Below are 14507 nucleotides of genomic sequence, written 5' to 3'. Positions count from 1 at the left end.
AAGCTCACGCGGCGGTCAGAATATGGGGGTGGCCTTGACCGTCAGCCGCCGCACGCTCAGGCCCCGGCCCCACCCGTTACCATGCCCCCCATGCGCCTGACCGCTCTTGTCTCCGGCACCGTCCAGGGTGTCGGCTACCGCCGCTACGTGCAGCGCCACGCCCGCGACCTGAGTCTCAGCGGCAGCGCCGAGAACCTGCTTGACGGCCGGGTGGAGGTCGTGGCCGAGGGCTCCGAGGCCGACCTCGACCGCCTGCTCCACTGGTTGAGGCGCGGCCCGCCCCACGCCCGGGTCGAGGACGTGCAGACCCAGTACAGCGAGGCGACGGGGTTACGGGATTTTCACGTGTATTGACTGGGGAGTGGTTGTGGCGGCTGTGGCCCAGTCCGGGACCTTCCGGGCTGGGGGATGCACGCAGTTCACCCCCGGAGTAAAAGCTCGTTGGGGACGTGGTTTTACTCACCCTCTCCTTGCGACGCTTGAGGAGAAATGAGAAGTTGGGCAAAACAGTCTTTCGCAGGGGGAGGAGCAAAAGATTGGGGCTGAGACGGTGTTTTCCCCATTGCACGTCCAGCGTTTGCGGGAGAGGGGGGCAAGTGTCAGCGTGCCCTGCTCACGAGGCGGCAAGACCTTCCGACCTACCTCGGAGGCCCGGGCCGTTCACCCCCTCCCAGCCTCCCCCCTCTGCAAGCAGCTCTGCGGGTCAACCTGAGCGCGGCCAGAAGAGGCGGTGGGACCTCTTGGAGGCCACAATTCCAGCCCTCGGTCCCGGCGGTTCAGCGGTTCAGCTCGGCCCGTTCATCCTCGGGGGTACCCTGGGACGTTTCCTCGGGGTCGGGGGGCACGCGGTAGTAGCGTTTCAACGCCTGGCTCAGGCCGCTCAGCCCCGGGAAGAGGGTGCGCTCGGTGATGTTGGACTGGTCGAGCTTGTCCCTGATCTCCCATTTGAGCCCCGCGGGCACGGTGATCTTCTGGGCCATGCCGGGGCGCTCCTCCAGCCAGTCGTCCAGAGCCGTATCCGGGTTGGACAGCAGCGAGAAGAGAGCCGACTGCTGCACGATCCGCTCGTCGATGGAGGGTGGCTCCAGAAACAGCAGGAAGGGCTGCTCGGCCTCGCGCTCCAGGTCCTCCAGCCAGCCCAGGTCGAAGGTGGAGAGGGGATCAGCCCCGTTCGGATGACGGCTGCGCGAGTAGGCGGCGAGCATATCGATGGTGAAGACCCCCGCACCCTCCTGGGTGAGAATTCTCCTCAACGGCCCCGGCAGCGTCTCATTCGTCCGCACGAAGTTGGTCATCCAGATCACGCCGTCCTGGTCGTAGTGGCTCTCCTCGGCGGTGGCAAAATGCATTGCCACGAGCGGCGAGGAGGTCCAGTCGAGCAGCCGGGTGGGCAGGCCGTGATGCTGCCCCACCGCCAGCCAGTACCACGAGAGGTCGCGGTCCACTCCCGAGCGGTAGGCGTACTTGCGGAAGTTTCGCAGCAGGTGCCGCTCGACCTCCCGCGTCTCGCCGCCCAGCCGTTGCAGAGTCGTGGTCAGCTTGGTGTCCGCCCGCCCCTGCCCCCGGAACACGAAGGGGGAGCGGAAGCGGCGCAGCCCCGCATTCCACGCTCCCCCGTACAGCACCTCGTGCAACTCCAGCCACGAGGACACCCTGATCTCGTCCATGAGCCCACCATACGGGCGGGCCGGGCCAGCATCGGGGACGGTAAACGTTGCCTGATGCTCGCGCTTGGGTCATGGGGTTACGGTGCCGAAGCGTACTCGGCGGCCCGGCGCACCTGCTCGTCACTCGGACTCACTCCCGTATACAGTGCGAACTGTTCGGCGGCCTGAAGGGCGATCACCTCCGCCCCGGTGATGACGCGCTTGCCCTCCGCCCTTGCCCGCCGGATCAGCGGCGTCTCGGGCGGGAGCGCCACCACGTCGAATACGGTCTCCGCCCCCGCCACCACCTCGCGCGGGAAGGCGAGGTCGTCCGCCTCGGGGCCACCCGCCATCCCGATGGGGGTGACGTTGACCAGGAGGCTTGGCTGCAAGTCCCCCAACTCGCCCTGCCAGCCCAGACCGCAACTCCGGGCGAGCGCCTCCCCCTTCTCCTGGTTTCGCGCCAGAATGACGCCGTCCCGGAAGCCCGCGTCGCGCAGCGCGAACGCCACCGCCTTTGCCATCCCGCCGCTGCCCCGCAGGACGAAGGAGGAAGTGGGCGGCACCGCGTGGGACCGGAGAAGGCTTGCCACAGCGATGTAATCGGTGTTGTAGGCCCTGAGCCAGCCGTCCGTGTTGACGATGGTGTTGACCGACCCGATGACCGCCGCCGATGGGTCCAGTTCGTCCAGAAACTCGATGCACGCCTCCTTGAACGGCATGGAAACCGCGCAGCCTCGGATGCCGAGTGCCCGCACGCCGCCGATAGCTGCCCCCAGGTTCGTCGTCGTAAACGCCTTGTATATGTAATCCAGTCCCAGTTCTTCGTACAGGAAGTTGTGAAAGCGGGTGCCGAAGTTTCCGGGTCGCCCGGCGAGGGACATGCAGAGTCGGGTGTCCTTGCTGATGGGGCGCGGCATGGGTTCATTGTTTCAGGGAAGGGCGGCCGACGGGGCCGGACCACCCCAGCTGTCGCCCTGAACGAAGTGAAGGGTCTCGCCTTGGGACCGGCAGGACAAGTTCTGGAAAGAGGCAAAACAGGCGCGCCGCTCCTCTCGTGAAGGCTCCCCCAAGGCAGAGGTTCACAGGCGGGCTTAAGGTGACCCCATGAGCGTCAAGGACAACTTCACCCCGGACGAGTGGTTCAAGGTGATGACCGGTCCCGGCCGGGCGGGTGCGGCCATCGTGGCGGCCAGTCCCAGCGGGATCACCGGCATCGTCGCCGAGGCGCAGGCGATTGCGGGCGCCATCCGCGAGCGGGTGAGTGGCAGCGGGCGCACACCCCTGCTGGAGGCGATGGCCGCCGACCTGATGGGCACCCCGCCCGACCCCGCGACCCTGCCCCAAGGGGAGCGCGCCCGCAACATGGACGAGGCCCGCGCCCAGAGCCTGGAGGGCGTGCGCCAGGCGGTGTGGCTGGTGAGCAGCAAGGCCAGCCCCGAGGACGCCGCCGCTTACCGCCGCCTGCTGTGGTCGGTGGCCGAGCGCACCGCGCAGGCGGCCAAGGAGGGCGGGTTCCTGGGCATCGGTGGCGAGCAGGTCAGCGAGAAGGAACGCGCCGCCCTGGAGGAGTTGCGCGGCGTGCTGGGTATGGATGGGGGCACCGGAAGCATGACGATCACGCACGAAACCCCGCCGGTCAGCCCGGACGGCTCGGGGAACAGCCCCTGAACGGTCCCGTAGGCTGGACCCATGAGTGACACGCCGCCCCGGGTCCGCTTCGTTAACGTTTCTGCCCTGGGACAGGCACCCGGGTACTCACATCTGACTGAGGTGCGAGGTGGCCGCACGGCCTACATTTCTGGGCAGATCGCGGTAGACGAACAGGGCCGAACGGTGGGGGAGGGCGATTTCACGTCCCAGGCCCGGAAGGTTTTCCAGAACATCGGTCACGCCCTTTCGGAGGTCGGGCTGACCTTCGATTCGGTCGTGAAGCTGACCTTTTTCCTGACGGACATGGCCTACCTGACCCAGATGCGCGCCGTGCGGGACGAGTTCGTGAATGTGCAGAGCCCTCCGGCCAGCAGCGCCGTGCAGGTGGCCGCGCTGGTGCGCCCGGAACTGCTCATCGAGGTCGAGGCCATCGCCATCGCTCCTTAACCCTGTATCCTGTCCCCACGGCGGGTGGCGACTGGCGCTGAACGTGGGCGAACCACGGGGAAGCCACCCGGACCAAAGCTGATCGCGCGCCTGGGTCGGACGCACCGCTGCACTGGCGGGGGCGTCCGTGACTTTTTGGGGAGGCCAGCCTATGGCGAAGGGGGCGGCATGACGAGACGGGCTCTGATTTCGGTCAGCGACAAGACGGGCATCGAGGACTTCGCGCGGGCGTTGGTGGCGCGGGGCTGGGAGATTCTGAGCACGGGGGGCACCCTGGCGGCCCTGCGTGGGGCGGGCGTCCCCGCGACGGCGGTGAGCGACGTGACGGGCTTTCCCGAAATTCTGGACGGGCGCGTCAAAACCCTGCACCCCGCCATTCACGGCGGCATCCTCGCCCGGCGTGAGGAAGGGCACCTGACCCAGCTCTCGGCGCACGGCATCGGTCCCATCGACCTCGTGTGCGTGAACCTCTACCCCTTCCGGGAGACGGTGGCGCGCGGGGCGGACTTCGGGGAGGCGGTCGAGAACATCGACATCGGTGGCCCCGCCATGATCCGCGCCGCCGCGAAGAACCACCAGGGTGTGCTCGTGCTCGTGGACCCGGCAGATTACCCGCTGGCGCTCCAGGACGACGTTTCCCCCGCTGACCGCCGACGTCTCGCTGCCAAGGCTTTCCGCCACACCAGCGAGTACGACGCGGCGATCACCGCCTATCTGGAGGAAGGGGCGGGGGAGACGCTGCCCGAGCACCTCACCCTGAGCCTCTCCCGCGTGGCTGAGGTGCGGTACGGCGAGAATCCCCACCAGCCGGGCGCGGTGTACCGGTTGGGGCAGGAGCGCGGCCCGGTGCTCGACGCGCGGGTGGTGGCCGGAAAGCCCATGAGCTTCAACAACTACGCAGATGCGGATGCCGCCTGGGCGCTGGCGCGGGAGTTGAGCACGCAGGAGGATCAACCTGCCGGAACCCGTGCCGTCTGCGTGGCCGTCAAGCATGCCAACCCCTGCGGCGTGGCAGTGGCCGATACTGTGCAGGCCGCCTGGGAGCGGGCGCGGGACGCCGACACCCTCAGCGTGTTCGGCGGGGTAGTCGCGGTCAGCCGCCCGGTGGACCTGGCGGCGGCGCAGAGCATGCGCGGCACCTTCCTGGAAGTCCTGATCGCCCCCGACGTGACGCCGGGGGCGGTGGAGTGGTTCGCCGCGAAGAAGCCGGACCTGCGGGTGCTGATCGCCGCGCCGGACGCCAACCCCAGCACGCTGGACATTCGCCCGCTGGCCGGGGGCTTCGCCGTGCAGCGCCGCGACGCCCGCCCCTGGGACGACCTCTGCCCCGAGGTGGTGACCGGCCGTGAACCCACCGAGCAGGAATGGCTGGACCTGCGTTTCGCCTGGGCGGTCGTCAAGCACGCGCGCTCCAACGCGGTCGTCCTGGCGCGGGCTGGGGTGACGGTCGGCCTGGGTGCCGGGGCTGTGAGCCGCATCTGGGCCGCCGAGCGCGCGGTGGCGAACGCGGGAGAGCGGGCCCGCGGCTCCGTCCTCGCCTCCGAGGCCTTTTTCCCCTTCGATGACGTGGTACGCCTCGCGGCGGGGGCAGGCGTGACGGCGGTCCTCCAGCCGGGCGGAGCCAAACGCGACCCGGAGGTCATCGCGGCGGCGAACGAGCTGGGCCTGAGCATGGTGTTCACCGGCTCGCGGCACTTCCGGCATTGAGGGCGAAGATGGCAGAACCTCAACCTCTCCTGGGCAAGCCGCTCGCGGACGAAGTGACGCGGGGCGTGCGGCAGGCCCTGGCCGAGTGGGCCAACCTGGAGCCGAGCTTCCGGCCCCACCTCGTCTCCGTCCTCGCCTCCAGCGACCCCGCCTCGCGCGTGTATGTGGAGAGCAAGGCCCGGCGCGCCAGGAAGCTCGGCGTGGAGTTCACAGTGCGCGACCTGGGGACGCAACCGACGCAGGACGACCTTCACGGGGCGCTGCGCGAACTGTCCGCCGACCCCTCCGCCCACGGCATCGTGCTGGAACTCCCGCTCGCGCCCGGTCTGGACGCCGACGCCGCGCTACTGCACATCGAGCCCCGCAAGGACGTGGAGGGGCTGACCCCCGCCAACCTCGCCCTGATCGCGGCGGGCCGGGAGGGCGAGGCGCTGCTGCCACCCACCCCCCGCAGCGTGCGCTTTCTGCTTCGCGCAGTCCTGGGCGATGACCTGCGGGGCGTGCGTGTGGCTGTGATTGGCCCTGGGCGCACCGTGGGTCGGCCCCTCGCCTTCATGCTGAACAACCGTGGCGTGACGGTCACCCTGTGTAACGAGTACACCCGCCACCTCGCTGGGGTGCTGGCCCCCCAGGATGCCGTGGTGGTCGCCGTGGGCCGGGAGGGACTGCTCAAACCCGAACACGTTCAGCTCCATCACGTCGTCATTGATGCAGGGATCAACGTCACCCCGGAGGGTGTGGTGGGGGACGCCGTGCCGGACCTCCACGTGCGGGCGCAGACCCCCGTGCCGGGCGGCGTCGGCCCCCTGACCAGCGCCCTGATGTACCAGAACCTCGTCCGCGCCGTGAAGTTGCAGCGCGGCGAGCGGGTCGAGTAGGGCGTCAGTCGCTGGAACTGACCGGGACGACCTGGGGTTGCTCGATCTCCGGCGCCTCGGCGTGCCGGACGCTCTTGTCCCACACGTGGCGGCGGGTAAAGTAATTCCAGTACGCCCGCGGCAGGCTGGAGAAGATGGCGAAGCCGTAGACGAAGAGCCCGCCGAACGCGAAGCCCACCATGGCCGCGTTTAGCGGGTTCTGCCGCCGGTAGCGAGCCACCCAGTGGGCCTGTAGGGCGAGGTTCAGCCCGGTGAGGGTGGTCGCCACCGTGGGGTCGAGCACCAGCCCGCGCTCCCCGAACAGCAGCCGAACCGGCTGGGTCAGCAGCGAGAGGAGCACCAGCGCGATGGTCCAGGGGTTGGAGAGGAAGTAGCTGAGGTCCAGCCGGGCCAGCCCCGAAACGGGCGCCCGCCACAGCCGGGGGATGTAGGGCCCGCACTGCATCGTCCCCTGCACCCAGCGTGCCCGCTGGCGGGTGAAGCGGCCCAGGTCGGGCAATCCCTGCTGGGTGACGGCGCTCTCCAGAAAGGCCAGGCGGAACCGGGGGTCGGCGAGCCGCAACTCCAGCCCGCTGGCGAGGTCCTCGGAGAGGCAGTCGGGCCAGGGGTCGCGGCCCCGCTCGAACTGCCCCGCCAGGTAGCTCGCCCGCATGAACTGCCCGTTGCCGAAGAGCGCCACGCCATGCCAGCGTTCCCGGAGCTGCTGCACGTGGCGGATGATGAAATACTCGATGTCCTGCTCCAGTTCCAGCATCCGGCCGATCCAGCCCCGAAAGGTGCTCGGAATGCCCGACATCCGTACCTGTACATGCGCCTGCGCCCCCATCACAAGTGGGTCCGCGAAGGCCCGCCGCGCCTCGGGCAGCAAACCGGGCGCGAGCCTCCCGTCCGCATCGAGGATGACGAAGATGTCCTGGCGGGGGTCACGGCCCTCGGAGTGGAGGTCCTCGATCAGGCGCCGCACAGCCCAGTTCAGCGCCCTTCCCTTGCCCTGCCGCGCGTGTGGGGCGAAACGGCGCAGCAGCCGTACCGCCGGGTCGTCGTCCGCAAGCGACCCCACGAGGGCGGCGGTCCCGTCATCGCTGCCGTCGTCGATCACGGCCATCCGCGCCTCCGGGGCCAGGGTGCGGACGCTGCGGACTGTCGCCGCGATCACCTCCTCCTCGTTCAGGGCGGGGATCAGGACGGTGAAGCGCAGGCGCGGGTCGGGGGCCTGCTCGCGGCGGGGGCGCGGGAGGGTGGCGGCCAGCGTCATCTGAACCAGATACAGGCAGAGCAGGAGCAGACCCAGCGTGTCCAGCAGCGCGAAAACATACCTCAAGGTCCACCTCGGCGAGCCCCGATTCACGTTCCGTCCTCCAGGAGGGGCTTTGGGAACGTCCTCTCCCGCGCAGCTTGGCGGGTCCGCGTCCCGAACCCCGTATCTTTTCCTACTTGCCCAAAGCAGAGGGGACCACGGCGCGCAGACCCGGTCCCCTTTTCTCGTTGCGGCGGTTAGTCGCCGGAGGCCCCAACCTGGAGGCGTTCCCGGCCGTGAAGGTGCGGAACTGGCTCGTCCGCCAGCGGCTGGGGGGTCCCCTGCGAACCCGGCACCGATTCGTCGTGGCGCACGCTCTTGTACCACCCCTTGCGGCCGGTGAAGTGGTTGTAGTACGCCAGCGGCATGCTGCACAGCAGGGCCGCCGTGTACACCGGCAGGCTCAGCAGGGTGTACGGCACCGCCCACCACGAGAGCCCCCGGTCGGCGCGGTAGCGCGCGGCCCAGTTGAGCTGCAGGAGGAGCGGGAGCACCGTGAGGACGACCCCCAGCCACGCGGGCCAGGCCAGCCCCTGACCACCCAGCAGACGCCGGGCAGGCTGGCTGAGCAGCGACAGGATGAAAAACAGGTTCAACCAGGGCGCCAGGATGAAGTAGCTGAAGTCCAGCCGCGTGACGGGGTGGGCGGGGGAGCGCCACAGCCGCGGCAGATAGCCCAGGCACTGCATCGCCCCCTGCGTCCAGCGCGCCCGCTGCCGGATCAGGTGCCCCAGGTCCACCATGCCCTGCTGGTGAACCCGGGCGGTGAGCAGCGCCACCTTCCAGCGTGGGTCGTGCAATCGCACCTCGACAGCGCTGGCAAAATCCTCCAGCAGCACGTCGGGCCAGGGCTCGGCCCTCCGCGCGAGCTGCGCCGCCACGTAGCTCGCGCGCATGCACTGGCCGTTGCCCGTCAGCGCGACGGTGTGCCCCAGAGCGCGCACCCGCTGAATATGCCCCACGATGAAGGTCTCCAGGTCCTGCTGGAAGAGCAGCATGCGGGACCACACCCCCCGCAGCCCGCCCGGGGCGCCGGTGTGCCGGAAACGCATCCAGCCCTGCGCGGCCATCACCAGGGGGTCGGCAAAAGCGCCCCGGACCTGGGGCGCAAAGTCCGGGCCGATTCGCCCATCGGCGTCCAGGACCACGAAGACCTCGTTCTCCAGATCGCGCCCGGCCAGGGGGCTTTCCCGCAGCAACCGGGCCACCGCCCAGTTCATCGCCCGGCCCTTGTTCTGGCGGGCGTTCGGGAACTCGCGCCGCAGCAGGGTGACCGCCGGGTCGCGGGCGGCGAACTCGGCCACGATGCGGTCGGTGCCGTCGTCGCTGGCGTCGTCGATGACGACCAGGCGGGCACCCGGGACGGTGGCGCGCAGGTTTTCCAGTGTCGCGCCGATTACGGCGGCCTCGTTCAGGGCGGGGATCAGAAACGTCAGCCCCACCCCGGTCTCCCGAACGGGCGGGCGGGGGCGGCGCTTAAGAGCACTCAGGGTCTGCTGCGTGGCGAACAGCACGAACAACAGCAGGCCAATCACGTCCAGCACGGAGAAGATCGTGTTCACAGATGTCACCCCGGCAGGTCCCCGGCGGGACCTGGTCAACCCCACCACTATGCCTGCCCGGACGGCCGAAGACCAGCAGAAAGATGAAAAACCACTTGGCCGACCCACTTCCAGGCGCGGCGGGGGCAGGCGAAGAGTACCCCAGATGCCGGGCCGGGAACGGGGTTACGCCACGTTGTCGTCCCTCTGGGTGAGGCGAGGATTCCGCCTCCCAGTTGGGTCCGGGACGAATTTGGGGAAGGGGAGGAGTGGCCCTCTGTCTCCTGTGTTCGATTTGGTTGGACGCACTTCAGGCCACGTGAATAGGTTCGCTGGGGAACGCGCGAGGTGAAGGCCTCAGCCCCGCAGAAAGTCCGTCACCCAGTTCGGCAACGCCTGGGGGTCCATCAGGAAAGCGTCGTGCCCGTGAACACTCTCCAATTCCAGGTAACGGCCGCGCGGCAGCAGGCCCACCCCGGTACGGACCTCGGCGGGGGGATACAGCACGTCGCTGGAGATGCCGACCGCCAGCACCGGCACCCCGATACTCCGCAACTCCGCGTCGGTGGGCTGGAAGCGGTCCATCGCCCCCGTGAGCGCGAGGTAGGTGCGCTCGCAGAAGCGGGCAGCCAGCTTCTCCCCCTGGTGTTCCAGGTAGGTCGTGATGTCTGGCGCGCCGGGGCGGCACCGGCCCCAGCCCGCCTGGGTGCGGTCGAAACTCTCGGGGCTGCGGTAACTCAGCATGGCGATCTGCCGCGCGACCTTCAGCCCCTCGCCTCCGGGGGCGGCGCGGATGGCGCTGCGGGCGGCCGTGTTCAGCCCGATGGCCCAGGGCGAGTGGCGGGTGGGGGCGCCAATGACCACCGCCCGGTCCACGAGGTCGGGGCACTCCAGCAGCCAGGCATAGGCCAGCATCCCGCCCATGCTCGCGCCGATCACCGAGACGCGACGGACCCCCAGGTGTTCCAGCAGCGCCCGACCCACCCTCGCCATGTCCCGCAGGGTGAGGGGCACGTCCTCACCGTTCAACCGCGGGAGGTCCGCCGGGCCGGTCGTGCCCGCGCAGCCGCCCAGCACGTTCGCGCAGACGATGTAGTCGCGGCCAGGGTCGAGCGGGCGGTCCTCTCCCAGGAAGTCGGGCCACCACTCATGCACGGCGCTCGTGCCCGTCAGCGCGTGCAGCACCAGGACGGCATGGTCCGAGGGCGTGCCGTAGGTGTGGTACGCCACCCGCACGTCCGACACCGCCTGCCCGCAGTCGAGGAGCAGCGGCGCGTCCTGAAAGAGCTGGGCCGTCCGCAGCCCCGAACATCGCTCGGGGAGGGGGGGCGGGGCGAGCGGCCTCGACACGGTCACGGCCGTCATACGCCTTCCGCACCCACCAGGGCCGTCGCCAGCGCCTGCGCGAAGTCCTCCTGAATGTCGCCGATATGCTCGATACCCACCGACACGCGGATCAATCCCGGGGTGACCCCGGCGGCCTCCTGCGTCACCTCGTCAAGCTGCGAGTGGGTGGTGCTTGCAGGGTGGATGACGAGTGTGCGGGTGTCGCCCACGTTGGCGACGTGCTGGGCGAGCTGCACCGAGCGGATGAAGGCCTCGCCCGCCGCCCGGCCCCCGCGCAGCTCGAAGGTCAGCACCGCGCCCGCCCCGCGCGGCAGGTACGTCTGTGCCCGGTCGTAGTGCGGGTGGTTGCTCAGGCCGGGATAGGTCACGCGGGACACGTCTGGGTGCGCGCTCAGCCACGACGCTAGCGCCAGGGCATTCTGCGCGTGCCGCTCCCCGCGCAGCGAGAGCGTCTCCACCCCTTGCAGGAACTGCCACGCCTGCTGCGGCGCGAGCGTGGCGCCGATGTCGCGCAGCCCCTCAGTGCGGGCGCGGGTGATGAAGGCGACGTTGGGCAGCCCCAGCTCGTTCCCCGTCCCGAACGCCTCCCAGAAGCTCAGGCCGTGGTAGCTCGGGCTGGGATCAGTGAGCAGCGGATACCGCCCGTTCCCCCAGTCGAACGAGCCCCCGTCCACGATGATCCCACCGATCCCGTTGCCGTGCCCGCCGATCCACTTGCTCGCCGAGTGCAGCACCACGTCCGCCCCGTGCTTCAAGGGCTGGCAGTAGTACCCCCCCGCCCCGAAGGTGTTGTCCACGAAGACCGCCACGCCCCGCTCATGGGCGACTGCGGCAATGGCCTCGAAGTCGGGGATGTTCAGCGCCGGGTTGCCGATGGTCTCCAGGTACACCGCGCGGGTTCGGTCGTCGATCAGGGCCGCGAACTCCTCCGGGCGCTCCTCCTTGCTCGTGAAGCGCACCTCGATGCCCAGCCGCCGCAGCGTGACCCGGAACTGGTTCACCGTGCCGCCGTACAGGTTCGGCGTGCTCACGATGTTGTCGCCAGCCTGGGCCACGTTCGTGATCGCCACGAACTGCGCCGCGTGGCCGCTCGCCACCGCCAGCGCGCCCACGCCGCCCTCCAGCGCCGCCACACGCTCCTCCAGCACGGCGTTCGTGGGGTTCATGATGCGGCTGTAGATGTTGCCGAAGGCCCGCAGGCCGAAGAGGTTCGCCGCGTGCTCGGGCGACTCGAACACGTAGGAGTTGGTCGCGTAGATGGGCACCGCCTGGGCGCCCGTCGCGGGGTCAGGGTGCTGCCCGGCGTGAACCTGAAGCGTGTCGAAGTGCAGGGTCTTATTGTCGGCCATGTTGGGGCCCTCCTCACAGGAAAAAGAGTTTGTCTGTCTGTGGGGGAGCCGCACCAAGGCGGGCCGCCCCCTCTCGGGCGTCGAGAAGGGGCGGGGCTAAATCGTCCGCGTGACCTTCCCTGATCGGTCCCGCAGGCGGCCATCGTCGGCCGTCAGGCGGGCTGGCCTTGGCACCGTGACGTGATGAGGTCCGGTTGCCGCGCCGTCAACGAGCCAGGTCTCTCGGGCGCTCTGGATAGGGTCGCTCCACGCGGGAGCTAGGGAGAAGGGTAGCAGGGACGGTGCGGAAGGGTCAACCGGAGGCCGGGGCCGCCGCACACGCCGGGCACTGCCCGTAGAGCGTCACCTCGTGTGCCTCCACGATGAAGCCCCCGGGATACACCGTGCCGCGCGGCAGGGCGACCGGGCAGGTGTGCAGGGTGAAGACCCGCCCGCAGCGGGTGCAGGAGAAGTGGTGGTGGTGGCCCCGCCCGGTGGCCTCGTACCGCGTCTCGCCGTCGAGCGTAACGGGGTGGATGCGGCCCTGCTCGGTGAGCAGCTTGAGGGTGCGGTACACGGTCGCCACACCCAGCCCCGGCAGATCGGCCTGCGCGCGGGCCAGCACGTCCCCCACGGCGAGAGGCCCCTCCGCACCGTCGAGAACGCGGGCGATCACGTCGCGCTGGCGGGTGCTGCGGGTCGCCGTCATGGGGCCAGGCTAGCAGACCTGATCGCGCGTTATCAGAAAGGGGCACACAAAACCCGGCCTTCCTACATGGGGAGGCCGGGCAAGGGGGACGGGGCTCAGCGGATGTTGGGATTGGCCTTTTCCTGCGGATCGATGGGGCTGCCCTGCGCCTTGGCGACCACCGTGCTCGTCGGGGTGGCGACGCTGCTGCCGGTGCCCGGCGTGCTCTGTCCCCCTGGGACCCCGGTGCGCGCCGCGTCGTCGGCCTCGCCCCCCTGGTCGCGTTTCAGGAAGCTGGCCGTCCCGCCCGCGCTGGGGGAAGCCGCCGGGCTCCGGCTGGGGAGGCGGGGGGCGCTGGTCACGCTCGCTGCCCCCCCGGGCTTCTGGGCACCCTTTTGCCCCGACTCCTGCCCCGCGCGCTCCAGCAGGTTGTTCGCCATCTCCTCCAGACGTGGCGTGATCACCCGGTCGTTGAGGACCTTGAAGGCCAGGGTGGTCGCCGTGGCGATCAGGGCACCCCCCACCCCGCCCTTGCCCTGCTGCTTCTGCTGGGCCTTGATCAGGGCCTTCTGGTGCTTGATGGGGCTGTCCACATCCACGTAGACCTTCTTCGTGCGCTTGAACTGCCGCCCGATCACCACACCGAGTAGCGCCCCCACCGCCGAGGCCCCGCCCAGCATCTTGAGGGGCTCTTTCTGCATCTGCACCTGAAGGTTGGTGCGCTCGGCCAGGGCATCCACGCTGGCCTTCAGGCGGGCGCGGGCCTCCTCGCGCTCGTTGCGGTACCCCGTCATCAGTACCCCTCCTTTTTCATGTCTTCCTGGAAGGTAGGCGCCGTGCTGACCTCGATGCCGGGCTCGTCTTTCAGCACGACCGGGCGCTGGATGTTGGGGTCGGGCTTGTTGTGGCCACTGTGCCCCCCGGCCCCCGCGTCGTGCGTCTCCGAGCCGTCGAGCTTCTTGTTCAGGCCGCTGCCGTACACCTGCGGCTCGCCGTCCTCGGTCGCCTCGTACACGGGCAGGCGCACCTCGCCCGCGTCGGTGCCACGCAGTGCGGTGCCCTGCGACTCCCCGAAGCGCTCGGTGAGCGGTGTCTTGACCCCCGCCCCCCGGTCGCTGGCATTCACGCCCGGGTCGCCTGAGGTGAAGCCGGAGGTGTCGAACCCCGGACGCACAACCCCGCGCTGCCGGTCCTGCTCCATCTGGGCGGCGGTGGCATTGGCGGCGGTGCCAGTGTGTTGCAGGCCGTCACTCCTCACGTTCTGGCGCTGGTCGGGGGTGTCGGTCGCGACGCCGCCGCCCTGCCCCATGCTGCCCTGCACGCCTCCCGGCTCGCTGCTGGGGTGCCGGGTATCCCCACCCACGGACCCCGTGCTGGAGGTCAGTGAGCCGGAGGAGCGGGCGCCGGAGGAAAGAGGCCGGGTCTCCCCGGTGCTCAGGTTGACGGCGGTCCGGGCCTGGGTGCCCGACTGGTAGGTGCTGGACTGGGTGGACACGGAACCGCCGGAGCCCGAGGAAGCCCCCTGCCGCTTCGCCGCCTGCTCGGCCTGGTACTGGGCCTCAAGCTGCTCGTCTTCGGTCAGGGGGCGGTTGGGGCGCTGTTCCTCGTCGTCGCGCGGAACCTCCGTGCCCAGGCGCCGCAGGCCGATCATGATCAGAGCGCCGGTCAGTGCGAAGGCCACCAGGGCGATCAGCAGGGCAGCGGCCCAGGCCCCCAGCCCCAGCCGGATCAGGCCGTAGAACACCGCCAGGATCAGGAAGATCAGGCCCAGCACCAGCGGGCCGACCGACGCGAGCAGCAGCACCACGCCGATGCCCTTGGCCTTGGCGACGTTTCCCACCTGCCGCAGCAGCGCGCGGACCTCAGTCTTGACGAGCGTGAGCGCCGCGTCGAACACGTCGACCAGCGCCCCCCCCATGCTCTTGTGTTCTTCTTGCATACATCCTCCGGCAAATCCCACCGAGGCGGGACAGTC

Annotated in this window: 14 protein-coding genes and 2 riboswitches; of the genes, 5 read left to right on the top strand and 9 right to left on the bottom strand. The window is 69.7% G+C overall.

Annotated features, from left to right (window positions below; genetic code table 11):
• The first annotated feature begins 90 nt into the window (after positions 1-90).
• Positions 91-354 carry an acylphosphatase gene (locus tag F784_RS0101850; protein WP_026332186.1) on the top strand — a complete coding sequence of 88 codons (264 nt, stop codon included), beginning with the start codon at positions 91-93 and terminating at the stop codon, positions 352-354.
• A 422-nt stretch (positions 355-776) separates the two neighbouring features.
• On the opposite strand, the gene F784_RS0101845 is transcribed toward F784_RS0101850, so the two are convergent.
• Together F784_RS0101845 and F784_RS0101840 are read right to left on the bottom strand one after the other, a co-directional pair.
• On the bottom strand, positions 777-1667 hold the full coding sequence (locus tag F784_RS0101845; protein ID WP_019584987.1) for an FRG domain-containing protein: 891 nt from the start codon (positions 1665-1667) through the stop codon (positions 777-779).
• A 77-nt stretch (positions 1668-1744) separates the two neighbouring features.
• Positions 1745-2566, bottom strand: coding sequence for a shikimate 5-dehydrogenase (locus F784_RS0101840; RefSeq protein WP_019584986.1), 822 nt, complete (start codon positions 2564-2566; stop codon positions 1745-1747).
• 187 nt (positions 2567-2753) lie between these two features.
• Here F784_RS0101840 and F784_RS0101835 point away from each other — a divergent pair, with 187 nt between their 5' ends.
• From F784_RS0101835 to F784_RS0101820, 4 genes are all read left to right on the top strand, one after another.
• Positions 2754-3317, top strand: coding sequence for a hypothetical protein (locus tag F784_RS0101835; protein WP_019584985.1), 564 nt, complete (start codon positions 2754-2756; stop codon positions 3315-3317).
• Positions 3318-3338: 21 nt separating this feature from the next.
• Positions 3339-3746, top strand: a complete 408-nt coding sequence (locus F784_RS0101830) for a RidA family protein (RefSeq protein ID WP_019584984.1) — start codon at positions 3339-3341, stop codon at positions 3744-3746.
• Positions 3747-3763: 17 nt separating this feature from the next.
• A riboswitch (ZMP/ZTP riboswitch) is annotated at positions 3764-3849 on the top strand.
• Between the two features lie 65 nt (positions 3850-3914).
• Positions 3915-5453 carry a bifunctional phosphoribosylaminoimidazolecarboxamide formyltransferase/IMP cyclohydrolase gene (gene purH / locus F784_RS0101825; protein WP_019584983.1) on the top strand — a complete coding sequence of 513 codons (1539 nt, stop codon included), beginning with the start codon at positions 3915-3917 and terminating at the stop codon, positions 5451-5453.
• A gap of 8 nt (positions 5454-5461) precedes the next feature.
• Positions 5462-6331: a bifunctional 5,10-methylenetetrahydrofolate dehydrogenase/5,10-methenyltetrahydrofolate cyclohydrolase gene (locus F784_RS0101820; RefSeq protein ID WP_019584982.1), complete on the top strand. Its 870-nt coding sequence runs from the start codon at positions 5462-5464 to the stop codon at positions 6329-6331.
• A 4-nt stretch (positions 6332-6335) separates the two neighbouring features.
• Here the strand turns inward: F784_RS0101820 and F784_RS0101815 are convergent, their stop codons facing one another.
• The 7 genes from F784_RS0101815 to F784_RS26960 all read right to left on the bottom strand — a co-directional run bounded on the left by F784_RS0101815 (position 6336) and on the right by F784_RS26960 (position 14471).
• Positions 6336-7652 (bottom strand): glycosyltransferase, encoded by a 1317-nt coding sequence (locus tag F784_RS0101815; protein ID WP_019584981.1) that lies wholly within the window; start codon positions 7650-7652, stop codon positions 6336-6338.
• 173 nt (positions 7653-7825) lie between these two features.
• The gene (locus F784_RS0101810; protein ID WP_019584980.1) at positions 7826-9190 is read right to left on the bottom strand and encodes a glycosyltransferase; all 1365 of its coding nucleotides are present in this window, start codon (positions 9188-9190) and stop codon (positions 7826-7828) included.
• A gap of 336 nt (positions 9191-9526) precedes the next feature.
• Positions 9527-10534, bottom strand: a complete 1008-nt coding sequence (locus F784_RS0101805) for a homoserine O-acetyltransferase family protein (protein ID WP_019584979.1) — start codon at positions 10532-10534, stop codon at positions 9527-9529.
• The gene (locus tag F784_RS0101800) at positions 10531-11865 is read right to left on the bottom strand and encodes an O-acetylhomoserine aminocarboxypropyltransferase/cysteine synthase family protein (protein WP_019584978.1); all 1335 of its coding nucleotides are present in this window, start codon (positions 11863-11865) and stop codon (positions 10531-10533) included. The genes F784_RS0101805 and F784_RS0101800 overlap by 4 nt, the downstream gene beginning before the upstream one ends.
• A gap of 117 nt (positions 11866-11982) precedes the next feature.
• A riboswitch (SAM riboswitch) is annotated at positions 11983-12106 on the bottom strand.
• 51 nt (positions 12107-12157) lie between these two features.
• On the bottom strand, positions 12158-12553 hold the full coding sequence (locus F784_RS0101795) for a Fur family transcriptional regulator (protein WP_019584977.1): 396 nt from the start codon (positions 12551-12553) through the stop codon (positions 12158-12160).
• A 95-nt stretch (positions 12554-12648) separates the two neighbouring features.
• On the bottom strand, positions 12649-13326 hold the full coding sequence (locus F784_RS0101790) for a hypothetical protein (protein ID WP_019584976.1): 678 nt from the start codon (positions 13324-13326) through the stop codon (positions 12649-12651).
• Entirely contained in the window at positions 13326-14471 is a 1146-nt protein-coding gene (locus F784_RS26960) for a phage holin family protein (protein WP_019584975.1), read from the bottom strand. Before F784_RS26960 ends, F784_RS0101790 begins: the two co-directional genes overlap by 1 nt.
• Positions 14472-14507: the final 36 nt, after the last annotated feature.

Origin of the sequence: Deinococcus apachensis DSM 19763, assembly GCF_000381345.1 — a bacterium.
In the GTDB taxonomy this organism is placed as follows: domain Bacteria; phylum Deinococcota; class Deinococci; order Deinococcales; family Deinococcaceae; genus Deinococcus; species Deinococcus apachensis.
The sequence above is the reverse complement of the archived record's forward strand: the minus strand, read 5'-3'. Positions and strand labels throughout refer to the sequence as shown.

Bases quoted from the DNA above. Each gene is read 5' to 3' on its own strand.
- purH (WP_019584983.1), top strand. From the start codon at position 3,915: ATGACGAGACGGGCTCTGATTTCGGTCAGCGACAAGACGGGCATCGAG.
- F784_RS0101800 (WP_019584978.1), bottom strand. From the start codon at position 11,865: ATGGCCGACAATAAGACCCTGCACTTCGACACGCTTCAGGTTCACGCC.
- F784_RS0101820 (WP_019584982.1), top strand. From the start codon at position 5,462: ATGGCAGAACCTCAACCTCTCCTGGGCAAGCCGCTCGCGGACGAAGTG.
- F784_RS0101795 (WP_019584977.1), bottom strand. From the start codon at position 12,553: ATGACGGCGACCCGCAGCACCCGCCAGCGCGACGTGATCGCCCGCGTT.
- F784_RS0101845 (WP_019584987.1), bottom strand. From the start codon at position 1,667: ATGGACGAGATCAGGGTGTCCTCGTGGCTGGAGTTGCACGAGGTGCTG.
- F784_RS0101850 (WP_026332186.1), top strand. From the start codon at position 91: ATGCGCCTGACCGCTCTTGTCTCCGGCACCGTCCAGGGTGTCGGCTAC.
- F784_RS0101805 (WP_019584979.1), bottom strand. From the start codon at position 10,534: ATGACGGCCGTGACCGTGTCGAGGCCGCTCGCCCCGCCCCCCCTCCCC.
- F784_RS0101835 (WP_019584985.1), top strand. From the start codon at position 2,754: ATGAGCGTCAAGGACAACTTCACCCCGGACGAGTGGTTCAAGGTGATG.
- F784_RS0101830 (WP_019584984.1), top strand. From the start codon at position 3,339: ATGAGTGACACGCCGCCCCGGGTCCGCTTCGTTAACGTTTCTGCCCTG.
- F784_RS26960 (WP_019584975.1), bottom strand. From the start codon at position 14,471: ATGCAAGAAGAACACAAGAGCATGGGGGGGGCGCTGGTCGACGTGTTC.
- F784_RS0101790 (WP_019584976.1), bottom strand. From the start codon at position 13,326: ATGACGGGGTACCGCAACGAGCGCGAGGAGGCCCGCGCCCGCCTGAAG.
- F784_RS0101840 (WP_019584986.1), bottom strand. From the start codon at position 2,566: ATGCCGCGCCCCATCAGCAAGGACACCCGACTCTGCATGTCCCTCGCC.